Here is a 21666-nt window from a genome sequence, read left to right as displayed (position 1 = left end):
ACGGGTGCCCTTGGAACACCGGTACTAACAGGGTTGAGTGCCTCCGGGACAGGCCGTCCGCCCAGGACGCGCTTTTGGTTACTTTTGGCAAGGACAAAAGTAACCCCGGTCCCGGGGAGGGACGGACTATACGGAACGCCGCGAAATCAAAGTTGCACGACAGACAAAGAGCCTATCCGATTTCCTGTGTGTGAGGCATAAACTGACGGCAAAGGAGCCGCTTTATGCCACGCAAACGAAAAGAAGAAACGACGGTGGAACCGGGCAAGGGGTTGAACCTGGACCCGGAGCTGATCAAACAACTGGTGCCCGGGACACTGGACCGGGCGACCATTAACGAGCAACTGGCTGCGCTCAAGAAGGCGATCTTCGAACGCGCGCTAGGCGGTGAGCTGACGCACCACCTAGGCTACGAGAAGGGCCAAGCCAAGCCGGAAGGCGGCACGAACCACCGCAACGGCACCAGCCGCAAGCGCATCACGACCGACGACGACACGTTCGACGTCGAGATTCCGCGCGATCGCGAAGGCACGTTCGACCCGGTGCTGATCGCCAAGGGCGAGCGGCGCTTCACCGGTTTCGACGACAAGATCATCGCGATGTACGCACGCGGCATGAGCGTGCGAGAGATTCAGGGTTTCCTGTTGGAGATGTACGGCATCGAGGTGTCGCCGGACTTTATCAGCACGGTGACCGACGCGGTGCTCAACGAAGTGCGCGACTGGCAGCAGCGGCCGCTGGAGGCCATGTATCCGGTGGTGTTCTTCGATGCCCTGCGCGTGAAGATCCGTGACGAAGGCGTGGTACGCAACAAGGCGATCTATCTGGCGCTGGGCGTGCGCCGCGACGGCACACGCGACGTGCTGGGCCTATGGATCGAGCAGACCGAGGGCGCCAAGTTCTGGCTACGAGTGGTCAACGACCTGAAACTGCGCGGTGTGCAGGACATTCTGATTGCCGTGGTCGATGGCCTGAAGGGCTTTCCGGAAGCGATCAACACGGTGTTTCCGGAAACGACGGTCCAGACCTGTATCGTCCATCTGATTCGCAACTCGCTGGACTTCGTGAGTTGGAAGGATCGCAAAGCGGCTGCGGCAGCGCTCAAGGAGGTCTACCGGGCGCCAACGGCCGAGGCGGCTGCCGCGGCCCTGGACGCGTTCGACGCCGGCCCGTGGGGCGCCAAATACCCGCCGATCGCAGCGCTCTGGCGGCGGGCCTGGGAACAGGTGATTCCGTTCTTCGCGTTCGCGCCCGAGATTAGAAAAATCGTCTATACGACAAATGCGATCGAGTCGCTGCACATGCAATTGCGCAAGATCATCAAGGCGCGCGGCCACTTCCCATCGGACGAGGCCGCGCTCAAGCTGATCTGGCTAGCGCTGCGCAACGTCGTTGCCAAATGGAGCGGCTCTCGGCACGATTGGAAAAGCGCGATGACACAGTTCGCGCTGCTTTACCCCGAGCGATTCAATATCGGAATCTGAGTCTTAACCCGCCTCACACACAGAAATCCGGATACCTCCCAGACAAACCCAAGCGAACGAACAAAACCGCGCCGCAGGCAAAAACCCCAACAGCCGGGTAACAGCGAAAGCGCCAATCTTGTGCTTTACTTTTCTGTGCAACATTAAAAAAACGCACCAATCGCCGGGCGAACGGCACAAAGAGGCACCAACGAGTGCAAACGAGTGCCCAACCCCGAAAAGGAGACAGTTCATGGCAATCAGCATCAGTCTGACGGTCAACGGCGCTCCCGTGACCGCCGATGTCGAATCCCACACTCTGCTCGTCCAGTTCATCCGCGATCATCTCCGCCTCACCGGCACCCACATCGGCTGCGATACCGCCCAGTGCGGCGCCTGCACCGTCCATCTGAACGGCCGCGCCGTCAAAGCCTGCAACATCCTCGCCGTGCAAGCCGAAGGCGCCGAGGTCGTCACCATCGAAGGGCTTTCCAAAGACGGTGCCCTCCACCCGATGCAAGCCGCGTTCCGCGAATGCCACGGTCTTCAGTGCGGCTTCTGCACGCCCGGCATGGTCATGAGCGCCGCCGCCCTCGTCGCCCAGCAGCCCGATGCGACCGAAGACGACGTGCGCCGCCAGCTCGACGGCAACCTCTGCCGCTGCACCGGCTATCACAACATCGTCAAGGCCGTCCTCACCGGCGCCGCCGCCATGAAGGAAGCCGCAGCCGTTACCGCCAGCTAAGGAGCGACGCGATGAACGCACCCGAAGAGCACCGCCTGATCGGCTCGGCCGTCAAGCGCAAAGAGGACTTCCGCTTTCTGACCGGCAACGGCCAATACACCGACGACGTCGTCCTCCCGCAACAAGCCTACGCCGTGTTCGTGCGCTCGCCGCACGCCCACGCCCGCATCAATCACGTCGATACGGAAGCCGCCAAGCGCGCGCCGGGCGTCGTCGCCGTGTTCACCGGCGCGGATCTCGCCGCCGAGAACGTCGGCGGCCTGCCGTGCGGCTGGCTCATCCACAGCATCGACGGCTCGCCGATGCACGAGCCGCCCCACCCCGTGATCGCGCACGAGAAGGTCCGCCATGTCGGCGATCAGGTCGCGCTCGTCGTCGCCGCGTCGGTCAAGGAAGCGAAGGACGCGGCCGAGCTGATCGAAGTCGACTACGCCGTGCTGCCCGCGGTCGTCGATACCGCGCATGCCGCCGATCCAGGCCAAGCCGCGGTCCACGACAGCGTGCCCGGCAACACCTGCTACACCTGGGGCCACGGCGACAAAGCCGCCACCGACGCCGCCTTCGCCCAAGCCGCCCACGTGACGACGCTCGAGATCGTCAACAACCGCCTCGTGCCGAATGCCATCGAGCCGCGCGCCGTGAATGCGAGCTACTCGAAGCAGGACGACAGCTACACCGTCTACGTCGCGAACCAGAACCCGCACGTCGAGCGCCTGCTCATGGGCGCGTTCGTTCTCGCGCTGCCGGAATCGAAGCTGCGCATCATCGCGCCCGATGTCGGCGGCGGCTTCGGCTCGAAGATCTTTCTGTACGCGGAGGACGTCGCGCTGACGTGGGCGTCGAAGAAGGTGCGCCGCCCGGTCAAATGGACCTGCGAGCGTTCCGAATCCTTCGTCTCCGACGCGCACGGCCGCGATCATGTGACGAAAGCCGAGCTCGCGCTCGACGCCAACGGCAAGTTCCTCGCGATGCGCGTCCATACGATCGCGAACATGGGCGCGTACCTGTCGACGTTCGCCTCCAGCGTGCCGACGATCCTCTACGCGACGCTGCTCGCCGGCCAGTACACGACGCCCGCGATCTACGCCGAAGTGAAGGCGGTGTTCACGAACACGGTGCCCGTCGATGCCTATCGCGGCGCCGGGCGGCCCGAGGCGACGTATGTCGTCGAGCGGCTCGTCGAAACGGCCGCGCGCGAGATGAACCTCGATCCGGCCGAGATCCGCCGCCGCAACTTCATTCGCCAGTTCCCGTACGCGACGCCCGTCGGCCTCACCTACGACACCGGCGACTACGAGCCCTGCCTCGACCGCGCGATCGAGCTCGCCGACGTCAAGGGCTTCGCCGCGCGCCGCGACGCGTCGAAGCAAAACGGCAAGCTGCGCGGCCTCGGCTACTCGTGCTACATCGAGGCGTGCGGCCTCGCGCCGTCGAACATCGCGGGCGCGCTCGGCGCACGCGCGGGTCTCTTCGAAGCGGGCGAAGTGCGCGTGCATCCCACGGGCACCGTGACCGTCTTCACCGGCTCGCACAGCCACGGCCAGGGCCACGAAACGACGTTCGCGCAAGTCGTCGCCGACCGGCTCGGCGTGCCGATCGAAAACGTCGAGATCGTCCACGGCGACACCGGGCGCATTCCGTTCGGCATGGGCACGTATGGCTCGCGCTCGATCGCAGTGGGCGGCTCGGCGATCATGAAAGCGCTCGACAAGATCGAGGCCAAGGCCAAGCAGATCGCGGCGCACCTGCTCGAAGCGTCGGCCGACGACATCGAGTTCAAGGACGGCATCTTCCGCGTCGCGGGCACCGACCGCACGAAGACCTTCGCCGACGTCTCGCTCGCGGCCTACGTGCCGCACAACTACCCGCTCGACAAGCTCGAACCGGGTCTCGACGAAAACGCGTTCTACGACCCGAGCAACTTCACCTATCCGGCGGGCGCGTATATCTGCGAAGTCGAGGTCGATCCCGAGACGGGCGAGACGTCGTTTGAACGCTTCACCGCCGTCGACGACTTCGGCAACGTGATCAATCCGATGATCGTCGAAGGGCAGGTGCACGGCGGGCTCGGTCAGGGCATCGGGCAGGCGATGCTCGAGCACTGCATCTACGACAAGGACACCGGGCAGCTCCTCTCCGGCTCGTACATGGACTACGCGATGCCACGCGCGTCCGACCTGCCGAGCTTCACCGTCGAAACCGCGAAAGGCACGCCGTGCACGCACAATCCGCTCGGCGTGAAAGGCTGCGGCGAAGCGGGCGCGATCGGCTCGCCGCCGGCGGTCATCAACGCGATTCTCGATGCGCTGAGTCCGCTCGGCGTGAAGGATCTGCAGATGCCGGCGTCGCCGCATCGCGTGTGGAGCGCGATCCAAGCCGCACAAAATCCGAAGAGTTGAGGGAGCCCACATGTACTCGTATTCATTCGACTATCAGCGCGCCGCCGATCCGAAGTCCGCCGTCGCGGCGCTCTCGGCGAACGGCGATGCGAAATACCTCGCGGGCGGCCAGAGCCTGCTGCCGACGATGCGTCTGCGCCTCGCGCAGCCCGCGCAATTGATCGACGTGACGCGCATTCCCGAGCTGAAGAAGATCGCCGCCGACGCCAAGACGGTGACGGTCGGCGCCGCCGTGTGCCACGCGGACGTCGCCGAAAACGCGGAGATTCGCCGCGTGCTGCCTGCGCTCGCCGCGCTCGCCGGGCAGATCGGCGATCGACAAGTGCGCGCGCTCGGCACGATCGGCGGTTCGATCGCGAACGACGATCCCGCCGCCGACTATCCGGCCGCGTTGCTCGCGCTCGGCGCCACGGTCGTAACGGACCGCCGCCGCATCGCCGCCGACGATTTCTTCGTCGGCATGTACGAGACGGCACTCGCGCCCGACGAGCTGATCGTCGCCGTCGAGTTTCCGGTGCCCGAGAAGGCCGCGTACGAGAAGTTTCCGAACCCGGCGTCGCACTTCGCGCTCGTGGGCGTATTCGTCGCGAAACGCGCCGACGGCGTGCGCGTGGCGGTGACGGGCGCGGGGTCGTCGGTGTTTCGCGCGACGGGGCTGGAGACCGCGCTCTCCGCGAACTTCACGGCGGCGGCCGCGCGCAGCGTGACCGTCGCACCGGACGATCTCAACACCGATCTGCACGCGAGTGCGGCGTATCGCGCGCACTTGATCCCGGTGCTCGCGGGGCGTGCCGTCGAACGGGCGGCTTAGCGCGGACCGCTTGCCCAGCCATGCCGCCCACTTCGATCGATGAAACCCTCTCCCTGCTCACCACGCACGGCTACTTCGCGAGCCGCGAACTGGCGACCGCACTGTTTCTCGCGCTACGGATGGAGCGGCCGTTGTTTCTCGAAGGCGAGCCGGGCGTCGGCAAGACCGAGCTCGCGAAGGCCGCTGCCGGAATGCTCGGCACGACGATGCTGCGGCTGCAGTGCTATGAAGGGCTCGACACGGCAAGTGCGCTCTACGAATGGGACTATCCGCGCCAGATCATGGCGCTGCGCCTCGCCGAAGCCGCGGGCGAGCGCCCCGCGAACGACACGCTCTATCGAAGCGAATTCCTGTTGAAGCGCCCTTTGCTTCAAGCGCTGATGCCCGACGAGAATCACCCCGGCGCGCAGCGCGTGCTGCTGATCGACGAAATCGACCGCGCCGACGAGCCGTTCGAGGCGTTCCTGCTCGAACTGCTGTCGGATTTTCAGGTGACGATCCCCGAGTACGGCACCGTGCGCGCGGATCGCGCGCCGCTCGTCGTGATGACGTCGAACCGCACGCGCGAAGTTCACGATGCCCTCAAGCGCCGCTGCCTCTATCAGTGGATCGGCTATCCCGAGCGCGACCGCGAACTCGCGATCGTCGCGGCGCGCGCCCCCGAAGCCGCCGCGGAGTTGCAGCGGCGCGCCGTCGATTTCGTTCATCGGTTGCGCACGATGGATCTCTTCAAAGCGCCCGGCATCGCCGAGACGATCGACTGGTGCCGCGCGCTCGCGGCGCTGTCGGTGACGGAGCTCGATCCGCAGTCGGTGCAGGACACGCTCGGCGTACTGCTCAAGTATCAGGACGATCTCGCGCGCGTCGATGCGGCGCGGATCGCGCAGTGTCTCGCCGACGCGCCAGCGCCGGAGTAAGCCATGTCGACGATCGCACCCGCATCGACAACCGGCGCCCAGCCGATGCTCGCGCGCAACGTCGTGCACTTCGTGCGCCTGTTGCGCGGCGCGGGGCTGCCGATGTCGCCCGCGCACGCGGTCGATGCGCTCGCGGCGCTGCGCTGGGTCGGCATCGAGCGGCGCGACGACGTGCGCGCGGCACTCGCGGCGCTCGTCGTCAGCGCGCCCGACGAGCGCGACGTGTTCGACGCCGCGTTCGACCTCTTCTGGCGCGATCCCGACTGGGAAGGCAAGCTGCGCGCGCTGATGCTGCCGAAGGTGAAAAGCGGCATGCCGCCGCCCGTGCGCAACAACCGGCTCGCGGACGCGCTGGCGGCGCGGCGCCAGCAGAAGCCGCCCAGCGGCGAAGGCGACCCGCCCGACCGCTCGCCGCGCGAACTCGTCGCGCGCGTCACGTTCAGCTCGGAAGAACACCTGCGCCATCGCGATTTCGACACCTTGAGCGCCGACGAGTGGCGCACGCTGCGCCACTTGATCCGCGGCCAGCGCGTGTCGCTCGCAACCGAGCCCACGCGCCGCCTCAAGGCCGCGTCGCACGGCACGCACGCGGACCTGCGCGCGAGTTCGCGCCACGCCGTGCGCGCGGGCGGCGACTGGATGGTCTGGAAATACCGCGCCGCCGTGAAGCGCAAGCCGCCGCTCGTCTTGCTGCTCGACATCTCCGGCTCGATGAGCAGCTATTCGCGCGCGGTGCTCTACTTCTGCCACGCGCTGCTGCAATCGCGCGAACGGCTGCAAGTCTTTCTGTTCGGCACGCGGCTCACGAACGCGACGCGCGCGCTGCGCGAACGCGATCCCGATGTGGCGATCGCGGCGCTCGCGGAACAGGTCGTCGACTGGTCGGGCGGCACGCGCATCGGCGCCGCGCTCGCCGAATTCAACCGCCGCTGGGCGCGGCGGGTCCTCGCCGGCCGCGCGACGGTGCTGCTCGTCACCGATGGCCTCGATCACGAAGCGATCGACGTCCTCGACACCGAGATGGCCCGCCTCGCGCGCTTTGCGCATCGCCTCGTGTGGCTCAATCCGCTGCTGCGCTTCGCGGAGTTCTCGCCGAAGGCGCGCGGCGTCCAGGCGATCCTGCCCCATGTCGATGCGCACCGTCCGGTTCATAATCTGGATAGCCTCGCCGCATTCGGCCGGGACTTCGCCCACCTGACGCGCACGCCTCGCGGCCGCGCGCCAGTTTCATCAACGTATCCCAGCGCTGAGGGCTTGTAGTAAGCGCTAATGCGCTAACTACAAGCAACCGCAGCATGGGATTGGAGTAGGCGCTAAAGCGCCAACTCCGATCGACCGCCGTGGGCCTGGAGTAAGTGCTGAAGCACAAACTCCAGGCATCCACGCCATGAGATCGGACTAGGCGCTAAAGCACCAACTCCGATCGACAAAGGAGCGATGAGATGGAATTGACGGAAAGCTATACGCTGCCCGTGCCGCAATGGCGCACGTGGGAAGCGTTGAACGACACCACGATTCTGCAGGCGTCGATTCCCGGTTGCGATGCCATCGAGGCAGACGGCGAAAACGCCTACGCGGTATCGCTGAGCGTCTCGGTCGGCCCGGTGAAGGCGCGCTTCAAGGGCCGCCTGGAGCTCACCGGCATCAACGCGCCGCATGCCTACACGATCGTCTTCGAAGGACAAGGCGGCGCGGCCGGCTTCGGCAAAGGCAGCGCACAGGTCACGCTGGAGCCCGAGGACACCGAAGCGACGAAGCTCACGTACACGGCGCACGCGCAGATCGGCGGCAAGCTTGCGCAGATCGGCTCGCGGCTCGTCGACGGCGCCGCGCGCAAGATCGCGGGCGAGTTCTTCAAGCGCTTTTCGGCGCAGGTGACGGGCGAGGTGGTGGACGGTGAAGCGGCGCTCGCTGCGGGCGACAATGCGGACGACGCGGACGAGGCGGACGACGACGAAGTCGAAAAAAGCCGAGTCGAAGGTGAAGAAGAAGCCGGCGAATCGGCTCATACAGGAAAAGGAAGCAAGTCATGGAAAGCGTGGATCTCGAAGTTCTGAAGTCGAGCGCGCGATGGCTCGATGAGGGACATCGTGCGCTATTGGTCACGGTGGTGAAGACGTGGGGCTCGTCGCCGCGTCCCGAGGGCGCGATGCTCGCGGTGCGCGACGACGGGCTCGTGGTGGGGTCGGTGTCGGGCGGCTGCATCGAAGACGATTTGATCGATCGCGTGCGCCGGCTCGGCATCGAGCAGAAGCGGCCCGAGTCGGTGAAGTACGGCATCACGGCCGAAGAGGCGCATCGCTTCGGGCTGCCGTGCGGCGGCACGATCCAGCTCGTGCTGGAGCCGTTGACGAAGGCGAGCGGCATCGCCGAATTGCTCGCGGCGGTGCAGGCGGGCCAGCTCGTCGCGCGCACGCTCGACATGGCAACCGGCGCGGCTCGCCTCGATCCTGCGCAAGCGACCGACGGCGTCGACTTCGACGAGCAGCGCCTCTTGACGATCCATGGCCCGCGCTACCGGATGCTCGTGATCGGCGCGGGGCAGTTGTCGCGCTACCTATGCAACATTGCGGTCGGGCTCGACTACCACGTGACGGTGTGCGACCCGCGCGAGGAGTACACCGACGAGTGGGACGTGCCTGGCACGACGATCGTGCGCACGATGCCCGACGACACCGTGCTCGACATGAAGCTCGACGAACGCTGCGCCGTGATCGCCCTCACGCACGATCCGAAGCTCGACGATCTCGCGCTGATGGAGGCGTTGAAGACGCCGGCGTTCTACGTGGGCGCGCTGGGGTCGCGCCGCAACAATGCGGCGCGGCGCGAACGGCTGAAGGAGTTCGACTTGAGCGAGACCGAGCTGGCGCGGCTGCATGGGCCGGTCGGCATTTATATCGGTAGCCGCACGCCGCCGGAGATTGCGGTGTCGATTCTCGCCGAGGTGACGGCCGCGAAGAATGGCGTGTCGCTGCCGATGATCCTGCAGGTGGAAGGGGCGAAGGCCGCGCGGGAGATGGCGGCGGGGGCGGGGTCGGCTTGTGAGGTTTGAGTCGAGGGGAGCGGGCGGCATCAAGCGAGCCCGAGGTTGATCAGGCCGAAGCTCCCTGCTCAACAATTGCGGCGTTCATCTCGTCAATCGAAATCAGTTTTGCCGGTTTGCGGATGACGCCCTTGAGTGCCGTGACCGAGCCAGTGGCAGGGATCACCTCGTATCGGCCCGTTGCTTCGTTGAGGACGAACTCGATTCGATCGCCCGCCGACAACCCAAGTTGGGTGCGCACATCCGCTGGAATTGTGACCTGCCCCTTTGATGTTACGGTCGCAGAAACCATTTCACCTCCTAATTTCCACATTCCTTACTTCAAGGTAAGGAAAAATCAAAGGCAAGCAACCTCAGAAAAGCCCCGCCAGCAACGCCGCCCCCACCGACCCCGCCACCAGCACGACGCCAACCGTGCGCCGCTTATTCAGCTCGGTCCACAGCAGCACGCCCGTCAGCGACAGCAGGATGATCGCGCCCGCGAGCGTATCGATCAGCAGCACCCAGCCGATGCCCAAACCCACGCCCTTATGCAGGTTGTTGAGCGTCGCGAAGAACGAATTTTGCGAGCGCTTGACCGACACGAAGCCGTTGCCCACCCAGTACTCGGCCTGAACGCCGTTGCGCGGCCCTGCGAGGTTGAAGGTCCACGACTCGGGCTGGACCGTGTGGCGGTCGCCCCACGCGACCGGATGCGCCGGCTCTTTCTTCACCTTGCCGATACGGCCGTCGAACTGCAGCTCGCCTTTGAGCCAGTCGGCCAGCGCTTCCGGCGACTGCGGCGCGGGCTGCGGCAGGGCGATCTGCAATTGCTCGACTTGCGGCTTGCCCGGCGAAATCTGCAGCGGCCCGGCGCGGTGATTCAGCAGGAAACCGGTCGTGCCGAACAGGAGCCCCAGCACCGCGCCCCACAGCCCGACCCAGCCATGCACCTTGCGCAGCCATTTGAGAAAATTCGCGCGGCGCGAACGGCGGCGGCGTTCGGCTTGCGGAGCGTCATCGAGAAGGGGAACGGCGGCGGGCCGGTTAGCGCTGCCCGCGGCAGGCTTCAGATCGATCGATTCGGGGGCGTTCAAGGGGAGGCTCCATGCGCTCGTCTGCGTTGGCCCCGTGCACGCCGCTACTGCGGGAAAGCCGTAACCAGGCAGGAATTACAAATAGAAAGGTTCGCCATTGTACCGGCTCACGCCCCGACAATGCGAACGATTCTTATTTGCGCACATGCAGCGGCATCAAACCTTCTCGCCGCGATCCTCATCGAGCACCACGCCGGCCACCTCGACAACCTGCCCCGCCGCGCGCTCGTCCGCGCCGCTTTCGAGCCGGTAGAGCCAGGCGAGCAATTCGGCGACCGCCTTGTAAAGCTCCGGCGGAATCCGCGAATCGAGGTCGACCTGCATCAACAACGACACCATTTCCGGCGCTGTATGCACGTAGAGCCCGGCTTCCTGGGCGCGCTGCACGATCATCTCGGCGACGAGGCCGTAGCCTTTTGCGATGACGCGCGGCGCCGCGTCGCCGTTTTGCGTGTCGTAGACGAGCGCTGCCGCGCTCCTGCGTGGCGCGGGGCTCATGAGCCGCCCCATTCGAACGGATCTTGGAAAAGACGATCGAGCGGACTCGTGCTCGCCGGTTTCGCGGGCGCGTCCGGCGCCTTGAACGATCCGGCCGCGCTTGTTGTGGCGGCGGATTTGTCGATGACTTCGGCGTCGACGACATCGTCGGCATCGACGCTCGCCGCCGCCGAACGCGCATACGCAAAGGCCGCCGACGCGGCGCTCGGACCTGTCGCCGGGCTCGTGCCGCCGATCTCGCGAATCGACAGCCCGGAGAGTTCGATACCCGCCGCCTGCAGCCGGCGCCGGAACGCGTCACCCTCGGCGGACAGGCGCGCCGCCCCGCCCGGGCTCGCCTGCACGCGCGCGACGAGCCGCGTGCCCGTCAGCGTGAGCTCCGCGTCGACGGTGCCGAGCGTCGGCAGCGCCAGCGTGAGACGCGTGCGCCACGGCTGCTCGTAGTCGGAGGGGTCGGCGCCCTGGCGGTTCGCGTGCTGCCCGCCGTCGGGCTCGATCGTCCAGTCGAGCTTGGCGCCGGGCCAGACTTCGCCGGTCCAGCGAAACTGGTCGGTCGCGAGCAAATCGAGCTGCTGGCGCACGAGCGGAATCGTCGCCGGATGGATCGATGCGGCGATCGAAGCCGGCGCGCTCTGCGCGGCGCTGTTCGCCTGCGAAGCGCTGTTGCTCGACTGCTGAGCGAAAGGGGAGGAAGCCGGCTGGGCGGCTTGCGTGCCGCCTGTCGGGTACGCGCCGAACGTGCTCGCCCCAAACGGGGACGTCGCGAACGTCATCGGCGCGCGCGACGCAGCCGCGTAGCCCGGCATGGCCGCGTTGTTGGCGGCAGCCGGCGAGGCATTCGCCATGTTCTGCGCGCTGCGCGCCGCTGCCGCGCTCGCCGGCGCTTGCGCGTCGTCCCCGCCGCCGAAGAGCGACGAGAACTGGCCGTCGAGCCATGAACTCAAGGTGGCGTCGTCGGCATCGGCGGCGCTCGGGCTGCCGCCCCAGGCGAGCGGCAACTGCACCTCTCCCGCGGCGAGGCGCGTTTGCGGCTCGGCGGCGAGCGAGTCGACCATGCGCAAGCCTGTGAGCCATTGCGCGAGATGCGATTCGTAGAAAAGGCCGCTGTCGGAGACGGCCTGCGCGAGCGCGGACGCGAGCAGCCCGACGGGCACCGTCGATGCCGAGAGCGCCGCGCCTTGTGTTTGCGAGGCGGCGGACGCCGAAGCGGCGGCATCGCCGCCGGCAGCCGCCGCGGAATCGAACGCCGGAAACAGCTCCGCGCTCGTCCCAGCCGCGACGTTGATCGCGGGCGGCGCAGGCCAGATCGGCGTCTCGCCGACCACTGCGGGCGTCGCCTCGCCGCCGAAGCGCGAGATCGCGTCGAGCGTCAGCGCGACTTCGGACAGCACGGTCTGGGCGGAAGCCTGCGCATCGGGAAGCAGGCCGGCAAGGCCAGCCGCGGCGTTGGTCGTATCGACCGCCACCGAGGACGCGCCGGTCTGCGCGGTCGTGGTATTGGAAAACGAGCCGACGCCGTTGGTCAGCAGGCTATCGATGCTGTTCGCAAGCAAAGACGCGATGGCAGTGTCGATTCCGGTCATGCCGAGTCCTTTCGCGCCAAGAGGTCGTGCTGCTTACGAGGTTGAATGGAGTGTGATGTGAGGCAGGGTGATGCGTGATTTTGCCTGCGCCAAAAAGCGCCAAAAGACAATGGCGCTCAGCGCGCGCCGTACAGCTCCTTCAACACGCGCGCCGGACGCTCGGTCGCAAAGAGCGCCGACAGGCGCGCCACGCTCGGGCTCGCCAGATCGCGAATCGCCGCATCATCGGCGAGAATCTGCCGGATCAGGTCGTACTTGCGCGCGCGCTCGCCGTCGTCGAGCATCACGTTCGATTCGGCGTCCTTCAGTCCGTCGACGAGCGTCAGGTACTCCTCCTGCAGACCGACCAAATCGTTCCACAGTGCGCGGCGCGCGGCAGTCAGCATCTTGCGCGACACCGCCGCGATCGCTTCGTATCGCGCAAAATATTCTGCGTTCTGAGTCATCTAATGCGTTCCGGCGATGGCTGTGCCGCCATCTTCGCGATTTCTGGGGCAATTCCGATCCAGGCTTCCTCGAGCGTCGCAAGCAGCCGGTCGACTTCGACCAGCATCGATTCGCTTTGCGTCACGTTGGCCTCTAAAAGCCGGTTGGTCATGTACTGGTAGAGCGAATCGAGCCGAATTGCGATCTCACCCCCCGCCTCCAGATTGAGCGACGCCCGCAAACCGCTGTCGACGATCCGGATCGCCTTGCCGATTGCTTCGCCGCGCGGCCCGATGTTGTTCTGCTGAAAATGCAGCCGCGCCTGCGCGATGGCCTGCCGTGCACCCTGGTACAGCATCGCGATCAGGCGGTGCGGATTGGCGCCCATGACCCCGGTCTCGACGCCGACGCGCGCGTACGCGTTCGCTCCAGAGTGTCCTGGGGAATACATCGGCGCGCCTCCTGTGCTCTTCGTTGGGTGAACGGCATCGCAAAAGCGTGCCTTGTACCGGGGTTATCGGATCGCGCCGCGAAAGCTTTAGGTGCGCTTTTGTGCTTTTATGTGCTCAAACCGACATCTGCATGATGTCGTTGTAGGCCGAGACGAGCTTGTTGCGCACCTGCAGTCCGAACTGGAAGCCGATGTTGGCCTTCTGACCGTCGATCACCACATCGTTGAGCGACACGTTCGGCGCGCCGAGTTCGAACGCCTTGGATTCATTGGTGGCCTTGAGCTGGTCGTCGCTGATCTTGTCGAGCGACGCCTTGAGCGCCGCCGAGAACGTGCCCGCCGTGGCGGCGCCGTTGCTTTCGCTTTGCGCTTGGGCGCTGTCCGTGGCTTGCGCCGCCAGCGTCTGCAATTGCTGCAGGGCGGAATTTATCGCAGTGACAGTCATGGTTTCCCCCAGCCCGGATGGGCCAATGATCAACATAGCAGCGAGCATAGCAGCGGCCGTTTGGCGAAAGCCGTGAAAGTAGGGGGAAAACCCTGCTCTATTCAACCAATGAAGTTGCGGCCCCCTGCGGATAATCCCCTTCGTGAAAGTGTCCGTAAGTGGGCGTCAAAGCCCGCGCCAACAGGACCTCCCCGCATTCCGGAGAACCCAGACGCATGGATTCGCAGGCCAACTCTTTGATCAACCCCGACACCCGCATGGGCCTCACGGGCGCGCAACCTGCCACGGCAGGTGCGGGCGCGCTGCCCGGCGGCGTCGGCGCAGCGGAACTCGGCGGCGGCAACGGTTTTGCGCAGCGCCTGTCGACGCTCTCGCAGATGCGCGGCAACCCGCGCGCGCCGCTGATCATCGCGGTCGCGGTGCTCGTGGCCGTCGTCGCCGCGCTCGTGCTCTGGTCGCGCGCGCCGGACTACAAGGTGCTCTACAGCAACCTCTCGGACCGCGACGGCGGCGCGATCATCACCGCGCTCCAGCAGGCCAACATCCCGTACAAGTTCGCCGACGCCGGCGGCGCGATCCTCGTGCCGTCCGACCAGGTGCACGAGATGCGCCTGCGCCTCGCCGCACAGGGGCTGCCCAAGGGCGGCTCGGTCGGCTTCGAACTGATGGACAACCAGAAGTTCGGCATCAGCCAGTTCGCCGAGCAGGTCAATTACCAGCGCGCGCTCGAAGGCGAGCTCGAAAAGACCATCGAATCGATCTCGACCGTGCGCGAGGCGCGCGTGCATCTCGCGATCCCGAAGCCGTCCGTGTTCGTGCGCGACAAGGAAGCGCCCTCGGCGTCGGTGCTCGTCAATCTGTATCCGGGCCGCGCGCTCGACGAAGGCCAGGTGATCGCGGTCACGCACATGGTGGCGTCCGCGGTGCCCGACATGCCGGTCAAGAACGTCACGATCGTCGACCAGGACGGCAACCTGCTCACGCAATCGTCGTCGAGCGCCGGCCTCGACCCGACCCAGCTCAAGTATCAGCGCCAGATCGAGCACGACACGCAGCAGCGCATCGACGCGATCCTCGCCCCGCTCTTCGGCGCAGGCAACGCGCACTCGACGGTCAGCGCCGACATCGACTTCTCGAAGAACGAGCAGACCGCCGAGCTGTACGGCCCGAACGCCACCCCGACGCAAAGCTCGATCCGCAGCCAGCAGACGAGCTCGTCGATCGAATCGTCGACCGGCGCAGCGCAAGGCGTGCCGGGCGCGCTCTCGAACACGCCGCCGCAGCCGGCGTCCGCGCCGATCGATGCGCCCGCGAGCGGCGCAAACGGCGCGTCGGCGACGCCGATCTCCGAGCACAAGGATTCGACGACCAACTACGAGCTCAACAAGACGGTCCGCCACACGGAAGGCGCGACCGGCAGCATCAAGCGGATGTCGGTGGCGGTCGTGATCAACAACATGCCGGTCACCGACGCGAAGGGCCACTTGACGATGCAGCCCGTGCCGGCCGATCTGCTCACGAAGGTCGATCAGCTCGTCAAGGACGCGATGGGCTACGACGCGCAGCGCGGCGACTCGGTCAACGTCGTCAACAGCGCGTTCACGAAGATCGACGACCCGTTCGCGAACGTCCCGTGGTGGCGCACGCCCGACATGCTCGCGCTCTACAAGCAGATCGCGACGTGGCTCGGCATCGGTGCGGTGGCGCTGTTCCTCTACTTCGTGATGGTGAAGCCGGCGCTGCGCCGCGCGTACCCGCCGCCCCCGCCGGCGGCCGAGCCGGGCACGACGGCCATGGCCCTCGGCGCGGCAGGCGAGCCGATTCTGCTCGACGGCGTGCCGGCGGAAGGCGCGGACAAGGCCGGCACCGACGACGACGGCGTCAAGGTGAACCTGCTCTCGTTCGAGAACGAGAAGCACAAATTCGAACGGAACCTGGACTACGCGCGCACGATCGCGCGCCAGGATCCGAAGATCGTCGCGACGGTCGTCAAGAACTGGGTGGCTGAATGAACGGCCCCCACGCTCACTATTGTTCGCTGCCCCCCGAGGGGGCGGATGCCTCCCTCGGGGCGGCCCAGCGGGAGGCATCATGAACACCGAAGGTCTAACCAAGAGCGCGCTCCTGCTGATGTCGATCGGCGAGGAAGAAGCCGCCGAGGTATTCAAGTTCCTCGGGCCGCGCGAAGTGCAGAAGATCGGCGCGGCGATGGCCGCGCTCAAGAACGTGACGCGCGAGCAGGTCGAGGACGTGCTGCAGGACTTCGTCAAGGAAGCCGAAAAGCACACGGCGCTCTCGCTCGATTCGAGCGACTACATCCGCTCGGTGCTGACGAAGGCGCTCGGCGAGGACAAGGCCGGCGTGCTGATCGACCGCATCCTGCAAGGCAGCGACACGAGCGGCATCGAAGGGCTCAAGTGGATGGATTCGGCGGCGGTCGCCGAACTCATCAAGAACGAACACCCGCAGATCATCGCGACGATCCTCGTGCACCTGGATCGCGATCAGGCGTCGGAAATCGCCGAATGCTTCACCGAGCGTCTGCGCAACGACGTGCTGCTGCGGATCGCGACGCTCGACGGCATCCAGCCCGCCGCGCTGCGCGAACTCGACGACGTGCTCACCGGCCTCCTCTCCGGCAGCGACAACCTCAAGCGCAGCCCGATGGGCGGCATCCGCACGGCGGCCGAAATCCTCAACTACATGTCGAGCACGTTCGAAGAATCGGTGCTCGAGAACGTCCGCCAGTACGACGCGGATCTCGCGCAGAAGATCATCGATCAGATGTTCGTGTTCGAGAACCTGCTCGACCTGGAAGACCGCGCGATCCAGCTGCTGCTCAAGGAAGTGGAGTCGGAGGCGCTGATCATCTCGCTCAAGGGCGCGCCGCCCGCGCTGCGCCAGAAGTTCCTGTCGAACATGTCGCAGCGCGCGGCCGAACTGCTCGCCGAAGACCTCGATTCGCGCGGACCGGTGCGCGTGTCGGAAGTCGAGACGCAGCAGCGCCGCATCCTGCAGATCGTGCGCAACCTCGCCGAGAGCGGTCAGATAGTCCTCGGCGGCAAGGCGGAAGACGCGTATGTCTAGTATTGACCGCCCCCCGCGTTCCGCTCCCCCCCAAGGGGGGAGTCAGCACGCTTGGGGAGGCCCGGCGCGTGCTGACGGTGGCGTGCCTTCGAAGGAGACCCTCTCGGCGTATCAGCGCTGGGAGATGGCTTCGTTCGACCCGGCGCCGCCCCCGCCCGAAGAGCCGATCGACGACGGCGCGTTCGAAGCCGAGCTGCAGCGGCTGCGCGATGCCGCGCACGCGCAGGGCGTCGCTTCGGGCCACGTCGCGGGCCAGGCCCTCGGCTATCAGGCCGGCTTCGACCAAGGCTATGCGCAGGGCTTCGAGAAAGGCCGCGCCGAAGCGCTGGCCGAGGCCGCCAAGCTCGCCAGCCTCGCGCAGGCGTTCAAGTCGGCGCTCACGGGCGTCGAGGCGCATCTCGCGGAAAACCTCGTCGAGCTCGCGCTCGATATCGCGCAACAGGCCGTGCGCCATCACGTGACGCACGACCCGGCCGCGCTGCTCGACGCCGCGCGCGAAGTGCTCGCCGCCGAGCCCGCGTTGACAGGCGCGCCGACGCTGATCGTGCATCCCGCCGACTTGCCGATCATCGAGGCTTACCTGCAGGAAGAACTGAAGCGCGGCGGCTGGCACGTGCGCACCGATTCGACCATCGAGCGCGGCGGCTGCCGCGCGCAGGCCGCAAGCGGCGAGGTCGACGCGACGCTCAAGACGCGCTGGGAGCGCGTGGCCGCGGCACTCGGCAAGGTGAACACATGGTGAAGCCGACCGTCGACGAGATCCTCCGTAGCGGCCTCTCGCCGCTCGAACAGGAATTGGCGCTCGCTTCGTTCGGCACGCTGCCGGACGGAACGCCGGCCGTGCCGGCCGATCTGATCGCGCCCTCGCTCGACGCGTTTTCGACGCATCACCTGCATATCGGGCTCGATGATCTGACGGGCGGCGTCGCACCGCCCGAACTCCAGCCGTTCGGCGATGCGGCAAACGGGGCCGAATTCGGCGCCGACGCACCGCAAATCGACGCCCCGTCGCAAGCTGAAGCATCCCCCGCCGCATCGCCCACCGTCGCGCCCGACAACCCCCATTTGAACGCCTGGCGCTCGCGCCTCGACGCCGCGCGAAACCGCAACGCGCTCGCGCGTCCGATGCGCGCGTGCGGCCGCCTCACGCGCGCCGCGGGCCTCGTGCTCGAAGCGGTCGGCCTGCGGCTCTCGGTCGGCGCCGAAGTGATGATCGAGCTGCCCGCGGGCAGCTCGCGCGCAATGGCCGAAGCCGAAGTGGTCGGCTTCTCCGGCGAGCGCCTGTTCCTGATGCCGACGACCGAAGTCGCCGGCCTCTTGCCCGGCGCGCGCGTCTATCCGCTCGAAAACGCGCCGATCGCCGATCCGCTCGCGGGCGCGAAGCGCCTGCCGGTGGGCTGGGAGATGCTGGGGCGCGTCGTCGATGCGTCGGGCCGTCCGCTCGATGGGCTCGGCCCGCTCGGCCACGCGAGCGATGCGCCGTTGTCGGCGCCGTCGATCAACCCGCTCAACCGCGAGCCGATCCACAAAGTGCTCGACGTCGGCGTGCGCGCGATCAACGCGCTGCTCACGGTCGGACGCGGCCAGCGCATGGGCCTGTTCGCGGGCTCGGGCGTCGGCAAATCGGTGCTGCTCGGCACGATGGCGCGCTACACGAGCGCCGAAGTGATCGTGATCGGCCTGATCGGCGAACGGGGCCGCGAAGTGAAGGAGTTCATCGAGCAGATCCTCGGGGAAGACGGTCTGGCGCGCTCGGTGGTCGTCGCCGCGCCCGCCGACGTCTCGCCGCTCCTGCGCATGCAGGGCGCCGCCTACGCGACCACGCTCGCCGAATTTTTCCGCGACCAGGGCAAGCACGTGCTGCTGCTCATGGATTCGCTCACGCGCTACGCGATGGCGCAGCGCGAGATCGCGCTCGCGATCGGCGAGCCGCCCGCGACGAAGGGCTACCCGCCGTCGGTGTTCGCGAAGCTGCCCGCGCTCGTCGAGCGCACCGGCAACGGGCCGGAAGGCGGCGGCTCGATCACCGCGTTCTATACGGTGCTCACCGAAGGCGACGACCAGCAGGACCCGATCGCCGATTCGGCGCGCGCGATTCTCGACGGCCATATCGTGCTGTCGCGCGTGCTCGCGGAAGCCGGGCACTATCCGGCGATCGACATCGAAGCGTCGATCAGCCGCGCGATGACATCGCTCATCGGCGACCGCCACCTCGACCGGGTGCGGCTTTTCAAACAGATGCTGTCGCGCTACCAGCGCAACCGCGACCTCATCAACGTCGGCGCCTATTCCAGCGGGCGCGACGCGTTGCTCGACCGTGCGATCGCGCTGTATCCGCGCATCGAAGCGTTCCTGCAACAGCATTTCCGCGAATGCGCCGAGTTCGAGCCGAGCGTCACGGCGCTCGACGCGCTATTGCAATAGGGAGGCTGACTGCTTATGTCCAAGCACTTTCCGATTCAAACGCTGATCGATCTCGCGCAGGACGATCTCGACGCCGCGACCAAGCACCTGGGCCGCGTGCAGCGCGAGCGCACGGACGTGGAAGCGCAGCTCGACTCGCTCATGCAATACCGCGACGAGTACCACGCGCGCTTCACGCAGACCGCGCAATCGGGCATGCCCGCCGGCAACTGGCGCAACTTCCAGGCGTTCATCGACACGCTCGACGCCGCGATCGAACAGCAGCGCCGCCTGCTCGCATCGGCCACCGCGCGCGTCGAGGCGGCGAAGCCCGAATGGCAGCAGCAAAAGCGCAAGCTCGGCTCATACGAAATCCTGCAGGCGCGCGGCGAAGCCGCGCAGGCGCTGAAAGCGGCGCGCATCGAGCAGCGCGAATCCGACGAGCACGCGGCGAAGGTGCTGCGCATGCGCGCGGACAGCGTCGAGTAATGCCCTTTCAGCGCACGCAACCGTAATGAACGTATTTGGACGCTCCACCCTCTGCCCGACCTTAAGAGGCCACGCATGACGTCTCCGCTCTCCTTCCTCAGCTCGCTTTTCGGCACGACCGGCACGTCGACCGATGCATCGAGCGCATCCGCGCTGCAACCCTCGCAGCCGTCGACGCCGTTCTCGCAGACGCTCGCCCAGGCGCAGCAGCAACAGTCCTCGACTAGCGCCTCGTCGAACGCCTCGTCGAATGCCTCGTCGAATGCGGCGCAAAGCGCGAGCCCATCGACGAACAGCTCGACGGCCAATGCCGCGAACGGCTCGAACAACGCGAACTCGAACGTGGCGAACGCCCCGAACAACAACGCATCGCAGGCGCAATCGCAGCAAGCGTCGGCAAGCGGTACCGGCACGACCGCGACGAGCAGCACGAGCGGCACCGGATCGAACGGCACGACCAGCAAGACGAGCAACGCGAATTCGAACGCCGACGCGAACGCTGCAAACGCCGCGAACGCAACTAGCAACGCCGCAGCGCAGGCGGCTGCGGCCGCCGCGGCCGTGCAGGCGCAATTGCAAGCCCAAGCGAACGCAACCGACCCGAATGCAGCGGCAACGGCAGCGGACGCCTCGACCGACAGCCTGTCCGCAACGACCGGCGTAGGCGGCGCGACGTCCGCGGGCACCACCGATTCGACCAAGGCCAAGACGCTGCAGCAAGCGTTGGACGCCGCGCTTGCCCAGGTGACGGGCCAGGCATCAGCCAACGCGCCCGCGCCGGGAACGCCGGGCAAGTCGACCGATACGGCCGCGACGAGCGCGACGAACAGCTTGAACGCGGCGCTCACGCCGAAGAACCTGACAACCGCAGCGACCTTGGCGCAGGGCAAATTCGGCGCCTCCGGCACGGCGGCGCACGCAAGCGCGCAGATCGCGGCCGAAACGGCGACGTCGATCGTCAGCTCGCTGGCGGCGAACAGCTTGTCGGGCAGCGGCGCACAGGACGCGACGACGACGTTGCAAGCGACGGCGGACCAAACGAGCGCGACGCAGGCGACGCAACAGGCCGCTCAAGCGGCGCAGGCGGCGTCGCTGACGCCGAACGCATCGGCACTGACCGCGAGCGCGCAGGCGGGCGCCTCGGCGGCGGCATCGTCGCTGTCGCCGCAAGTCGGCACGTCCGATTGGGAAGACGCGTTGAGCCAGAAGGTGGTGTTCCTGTCGAGCGCGCATCAGCAGTCGGCGGAGCTGACGCTGAACCCGCCCGATCTGGGCCCGCTGCAAGTGGTGCTGCAAGTCGCCGACAACCACGCGCACGCGCTATTCGTCTCGCAGCACCCGCAGGTTCTCGACGCCGTGCAGGCGGCGCTGCCGAAGCTGCGCGAGGCGATGGAATCGAACGGCATCGGCTTGGGCAGCGCGAGCGTGAGCAACGGCTTCGCGGGCCAGGCGCAGCAGCAGGCGTATCAGCAGGGCTCCGGCGGCATGGGCCGGGGAAGCGGCGGCGGCTCGAGCGACGCGGACGCCCTGATCGGCGCGACGCAGGCGACGGGCGCCGTCCAGCGCACGGTCGGGCTGGTGGACACGTTCGTCTGACGCCGCCGGGCATCGACGGGCAAAGGCGCGTCCGCTCGGGGCGCGCCTTCGTCGCTTTTGGCGAACCCTACATCGCCAGCCGCGGCAACACGCCGAAACGAGAGATTCGGTAAGCAATCGCATCATGCAGACAAAGAAGAAACCATTCAGCAAACGCATGAGATAACCCAAAATCCCCCTTCTTTTCGGCCTATCACCCAGGCCGCTCATCCCGAACAATGCAGACTACGGAAT

General features: G+C 66.8%; 21 protein-coding genes. 14 read left to right on the top strand and 7 right to left on the bottom strand.

Annotation, left to right across the window (positions count from 1 at the left end; genetic code table 11):
* Positions 1-224 precede the first annotated feature (224 nt).
* The 8 genes from FAZ95_RS00705 to FAZ95_RS00670 all read left to right on the top strand — a co-directional run bounded on the left by FAZ95_RS00705 (position 225) and on the right by FAZ95_RS00670 (position 9387).
* Positions 225-1484, top strand: a complete 1260-nt coding sequence (locus tag FAZ95_RS00705) for an IS256 family transposase (RefSeq protein WP_137330674.1) — start codon at positions 225-227, stop codon at positions 1482-1484.
* Positions 1485-1716: 232 nt separating this feature from the next.
* Positions 1717-2208: a (2Fe-2S)-binding protein gene (locus FAZ95_RS00700; RefSeq protein ID WP_137330673.1), complete on the top strand. Its 492-nt coding sequence runs from the start codon at positions 1717-1719 to the stop codon at positions 2206-2208.
* Positions 2209-2219: 11 nt separating this feature from the next.
* A complete protein-coding gene (locus tag FAZ95_RS00695) occupies positions 2220-4607 on the top strand; it encodes a xanthine dehydrogenase family protein molybdopterin-binding subunit (protein WP_137330672.1) in 2388 nt (795 codons plus the stop codon).
* A 10-nt stretch (positions 4608-4617) separates the two neighbouring features.
* A complete protein-coding gene (locus FAZ95_RS00690) occupies positions 4618-5418 on the top strand; it encodes an FAD binding domain-containing protein (RefSeq protein WP_137330671.1) in 801 nt (266 codons plus the stop codon).
* 20 nt (positions 5419-5438) lie between these two features.
* Positions 5439-6335 carry an AAA family ATPase gene (locus FAZ95_RS00685; protein WP_137330670.1) on the top strand — a complete coding sequence of 299 codons (897 nt, stop codon included), beginning with the start codon at positions 5439-5441 and terminating at the stop codon, positions 6333-6335.
* 3 nt (positions 6336-6338) lie between these two features.
* On the top strand, positions 6339-7595 hold the full coding sequence (locus tag FAZ95_RS00680) for a vWA domain-containing protein (RefSeq protein ID WP_137330669.1): 1257 nt from the start codon (positions 6339-6341) through the stop codon (positions 7593-7595).
* Positions 7596-7777: 182 nt separating this feature from the next.
* Positions 7778-8392 (top strand): SRPBCC family protein, encoded by a 615-nt coding sequence (locus FAZ95_RS00675; RefSeq protein ID WP_137330668.1) that lies wholly within the window; start codon positions 7778-7780, stop codon positions 8390-8392.
* Positions 8365-9387, top strand: coding sequence for an XdhC family protein (locus FAZ95_RS00670; protein ID WP_137330667.1), 1023 nt, complete (start codon positions 8365-8367; stop codon positions 9385-9387). The genes FAZ95_RS00675 and FAZ95_RS00670 overlap by 28 nt, the downstream gene beginning before the upstream one ends.
* Before the next feature lie 40 nt (positions 9388-9427).
* On the opposite strand, the gene FAZ95_RS00665 is transcribed toward FAZ95_RS00670, so the two are convergent.
* The 7 genes from FAZ95_RS00665 to fliE all read right to left on the bottom strand — a co-directional run bounded on the left by FAZ95_RS00665 (position 9428) and on the right by fliE (position 13857).
* Positions 9428-9670 carry an AbrB/MazE/SpoVT family DNA-binding domain-containing protein gene (locus FAZ95_RS00665; protein WP_137330666.1) on the bottom strand — a complete coding sequence of 81 codons (243 nt, stop codon included), beginning with the start codon at positions 9668-9670 and terminating at the stop codon, positions 9428-9430.
* A gap of 61 nt (positions 9671-9731) precedes the next feature.
* Positions 9732-10454, bottom strand: a complete 723-nt coding sequence (locus tag FAZ95_RS00660) for a PepSY-associated TM helix domain-containing protein (protein ID WP_137330665.1) — start codon at positions 10452-10454, stop codon at positions 9732-9734.
* A 156-nt stretch (positions 10455-10610) separates the two neighbouring features.
* On the bottom strand, positions 10611-10952 hold the full coding sequence (locus FAZ95_RS00655; RefSeq protein ID WP_175425484.1) for an EscU/YscU/HrcU family type III secretion system export apparatus switch protein: 342 nt from the start codon (positions 10950-10952) through the stop codon (positions 10611-10613).
* The gene (gene fliK, locus FAZ95_RS00650; protein ID WP_137330663.1) at positions 10949-12535 is read right to left on the bottom strand and encodes a flagellar hook-length control protein FliK; all 1587 of its coding nucleotides are present in this window, start codon (positions 12533-12535) and stop codon (positions 10949-10951) included. Before fliK ends, FAZ95_RS00655 begins: the two co-directional genes overlap by 4 nt.
* A 116-nt stretch (positions 12536-12651) precedes the next feature.
* The gene (locus FAZ95_RS00645; protein WP_137330662.1) at positions 12652-12981 is read right to left on the bottom strand and encodes a flagellar protein FliT; all 330 of its coding nucleotides are present in this window, start codon (positions 12979-12981) and stop codon (positions 12652-12654) included.
* Positions 12978-13412, bottom strand: a complete 435-nt coding sequence (fliS, locus tag FAZ95_RS00640) for a flagellar export chaperone FliS (RefSeq protein ID WP_137330661.1) — start codon at positions 13410-13412, stop codon at positions 12978-12980. Before fliS ends, FAZ95_RS00645 begins: the two co-directional genes overlap by 4 nt.
* A 115-nt stretch (positions 13413-13527) precedes the next feature.
* Entirely contained in the window at positions 13528-13857 is a 330-nt protein-coding gene (gene fliE / locus FAZ95_RS00635) for a flagellar hook-basal body complex protein FliE (protein ID WP_137330660.1), read from the bottom strand.
* A 215-nt stretch (positions 13858-14072) separates the two neighbouring features.
* On the opposite strand from fliE, the gene fliF reads away from it, so the two are divergent.
* The 6 genes from fliF to FAZ95_RS00605 all read left to right on the top strand — a co-directional run bounded on the left by fliF (position 14073) and on the right by FAZ95_RS00605 (position 21432).
* Entirely contained in the window at positions 14073-15869 is a 1797-nt protein-coding gene (gene fliF, locus FAZ95_RS00630; protein WP_137330659.1) for a flagellar basal-body MS-ring/collar protein FliF, read from the top strand.
* A gap of 79 nt (positions 15870-15948) precedes the next feature.
* Entirely contained in the window at positions 15949-16944 is a 996-nt protein-coding gene (fliG, locus tag FAZ95_RS00625) for a flagellar motor switch protein FliG (RefSeq protein WP_137330658.1), read from the top strand.
* Between the two features lie 124 nt (positions 16945-17068).
* Positions 17069-17686, top strand: coding sequence for a flagellar assembly protein FliH (fliH, locus tag FAZ95_RS00620; RefSeq protein WP_254699878.1), 618 nt, complete (start codon positions 17069-17071; stop codon positions 17684-17686).
* Positions 17680-19368, top strand: coding sequence for a flagellar protein export ATPase FliI (fliI, locus tag FAZ95_RS00615; protein ID WP_137330656.1), 1689 nt, complete (start codon positions 17680-17682; stop codon positions 19366-19368). Before fliH ends, fliI begins: the two co-directional genes overlap by 7 nt.
* 15 nt (positions 19369-19383) lie before the next feature.
* Entirely contained in the window at positions 19384-19836 is a 453-nt protein-coding gene (gene fliJ / locus FAZ95_RS00610) for a flagellar export protein FliJ (protein WP_137330655.1), read from the top strand.
* Positions 19837-19911: 75 nt separating this feature from the next.
* Positions 19912-21432, top strand: coding sequence for a flagellar hook-length control protein FliK (locus FAZ95_RS00605; protein WP_137330654.1), 1521 nt, complete (start codon positions 19912-19914; stop codon positions 21430-21432).
* Positions 21433-21666: the final 234 nt, after the last annotated feature.

This window comes from Trinickia violacea (assembly GCF_005280735.1).
Classification (GTDB): domain Bacteria; phylum Pseudomonadota; class Gammaproteobacteria; order Burkholderiales; family Burkholderiaceae; genus Trinickia_A; species Trinickia_A violacea.
This window is presented reverse-complemented; position numbering and strand designations above follow the sequence as displayed.

What these genes read in the sequence shown, in the direction of transcription:
- FAZ95_RS00705 (WP_137330674.1), top strand. Translation starts at nt 225, where the DNA reads ATGCCACGCAAACGAAAAGAAGAAACGACGGTGGAACCGGGCAAGGGG.
- FAZ95_RS00700 (WP_137330673.1), top strand. Translation starts at nt 1,717, where the DNA reads ATGGCAATCAGCATCAGTCTGACGGTCAACGGCGCTCCCGTGACCGCC.
- FAZ95_RS00695 (WP_137330672.1), top strand. Translation starts at nt 2,220, where the DNA reads ATGAACGCACCCGAAGAGCACCGCCTGATCGGCTCGGCCGTCAAGCGC.
- FAZ95_RS00690 (WP_137330671.1), top strand. Translation starts at nt 4,618, where the DNA reads ATGTACTCGTATTCATTCGACTATCAGCGCGCCGCCGATCCGAAGTCC.
- FAZ95_RS00685 (WP_137330670.1), top strand. Translation starts at nt 5,439, where the DNA reads ATGCCGCCCACTTCGATCGATGAAACCCTCTCCCTGCTCACCACGCAC.
- FAZ95_RS00680 (WP_137330669.1), top strand. Translation starts at nt 6,339, where the DNA reads ATGTCGACGATCGCACCCGCATCGACAACCGGCGCCCAGCCGATGCTC.
- FAZ95_RS00675 (WP_137330668.1), top strand. Translation starts at nt 7,778, where the DNA reads ATGGAATTGACGGAAAGCTATACGCTGCCCGTGCCGCAATGGCGCACG.
- FAZ95_RS00670 (WP_137330667.1), top strand. Translation starts at nt 8,365, where the DNA reads ATGGAAAGCGTGGATCTCGAAGTTCTGAAGTCGAGCGCGCGATGGCTC.
- FAZ95_RS00665 (WP_137330666.1), bottom strand. Translation starts at nt 9,670, where the DNA reads ATGGTTTCTGCGACCGTAACATCAAAGGGGCAGGTCACAATTCCAGCG.
- FAZ95_RS00655 (WP_175425484.1), bottom strand. Translation starts at nt 10,952, where the DNA reads ATGAGCCCCGCGCCACGCAGGAGCGCGGCAGCGCTCGTCTACGACACG.
- fliK (WP_137330663.1), bottom strand. Translation starts at nt 12,535, where the DNA reads ATGACCGGAATCGACACTGCCATCGCGTCTTTGCTTGCGAACAGCATC.
- FAZ95_RS00645 (WP_137330662.1), bottom strand. Translation starts at nt 12,981, where the DNA reads ATGACTCAGAACGCAGAATATTTTGCGCGATACGAAGCGATCGCGGCG.
- fliS (WP_137330661.1), bottom strand. Translation starts at nt 13,412, where the DNA reads ATGTATTCCCCAGGACACTCTGGAGCGAACGCGTACGCGCGCGTCGGC.
- fliE (WP_137330660.1), bottom strand. Translation starts at nt 13,857, where the DNA reads ATGACTGTCACTGCGATAAATTCCGCCCTGCAGCAATTGCAGACGCTG.
- fliF (WP_137330659.1), top strand. Translation starts at nt 14,073, where the DNA reads ATGGATTCGCAGGCCAACTCTTTGATCAACCCCGACACCCGCATGGGC.
- fliG (WP_137330658.1), top strand. Translation starts at nt 15,949, where the DNA reads ATGAACACCGAAGGTCTAACCAAGAGCGCGCTCCTGCTGATGTCGATC.
- fliH (WP_254699878.1), top strand. Translation starts at nt 17,069, where the DNA reads ATGGCTTCGTTCGACCCGGCGCCGCCCCCGCCCGAAGAGCCGATCGAC.
- fliI (WP_137330656.1), top strand. Translation starts at nt 17,680, where the DNA reads ATGGTGAAGCCGACCGTCGACGAGATCCTCCGTAGCGGCCTCTCGCCG.
- fliJ (WP_137330655.1), top strand. Translation starts at nt 19,384, where the DNA reads ATGTCCAAGCACTTTCCGATTCAAACGCTGATCGATCTCGCGCAGGAC.
- FAZ95_RS00605 (WP_137330654.1), top strand. Translation starts at nt 19,912, where the DNA reads ATGACGTCTCCGCTCTCCTTCCTCAGCTCGCTTTTCGGCACGACCGGC.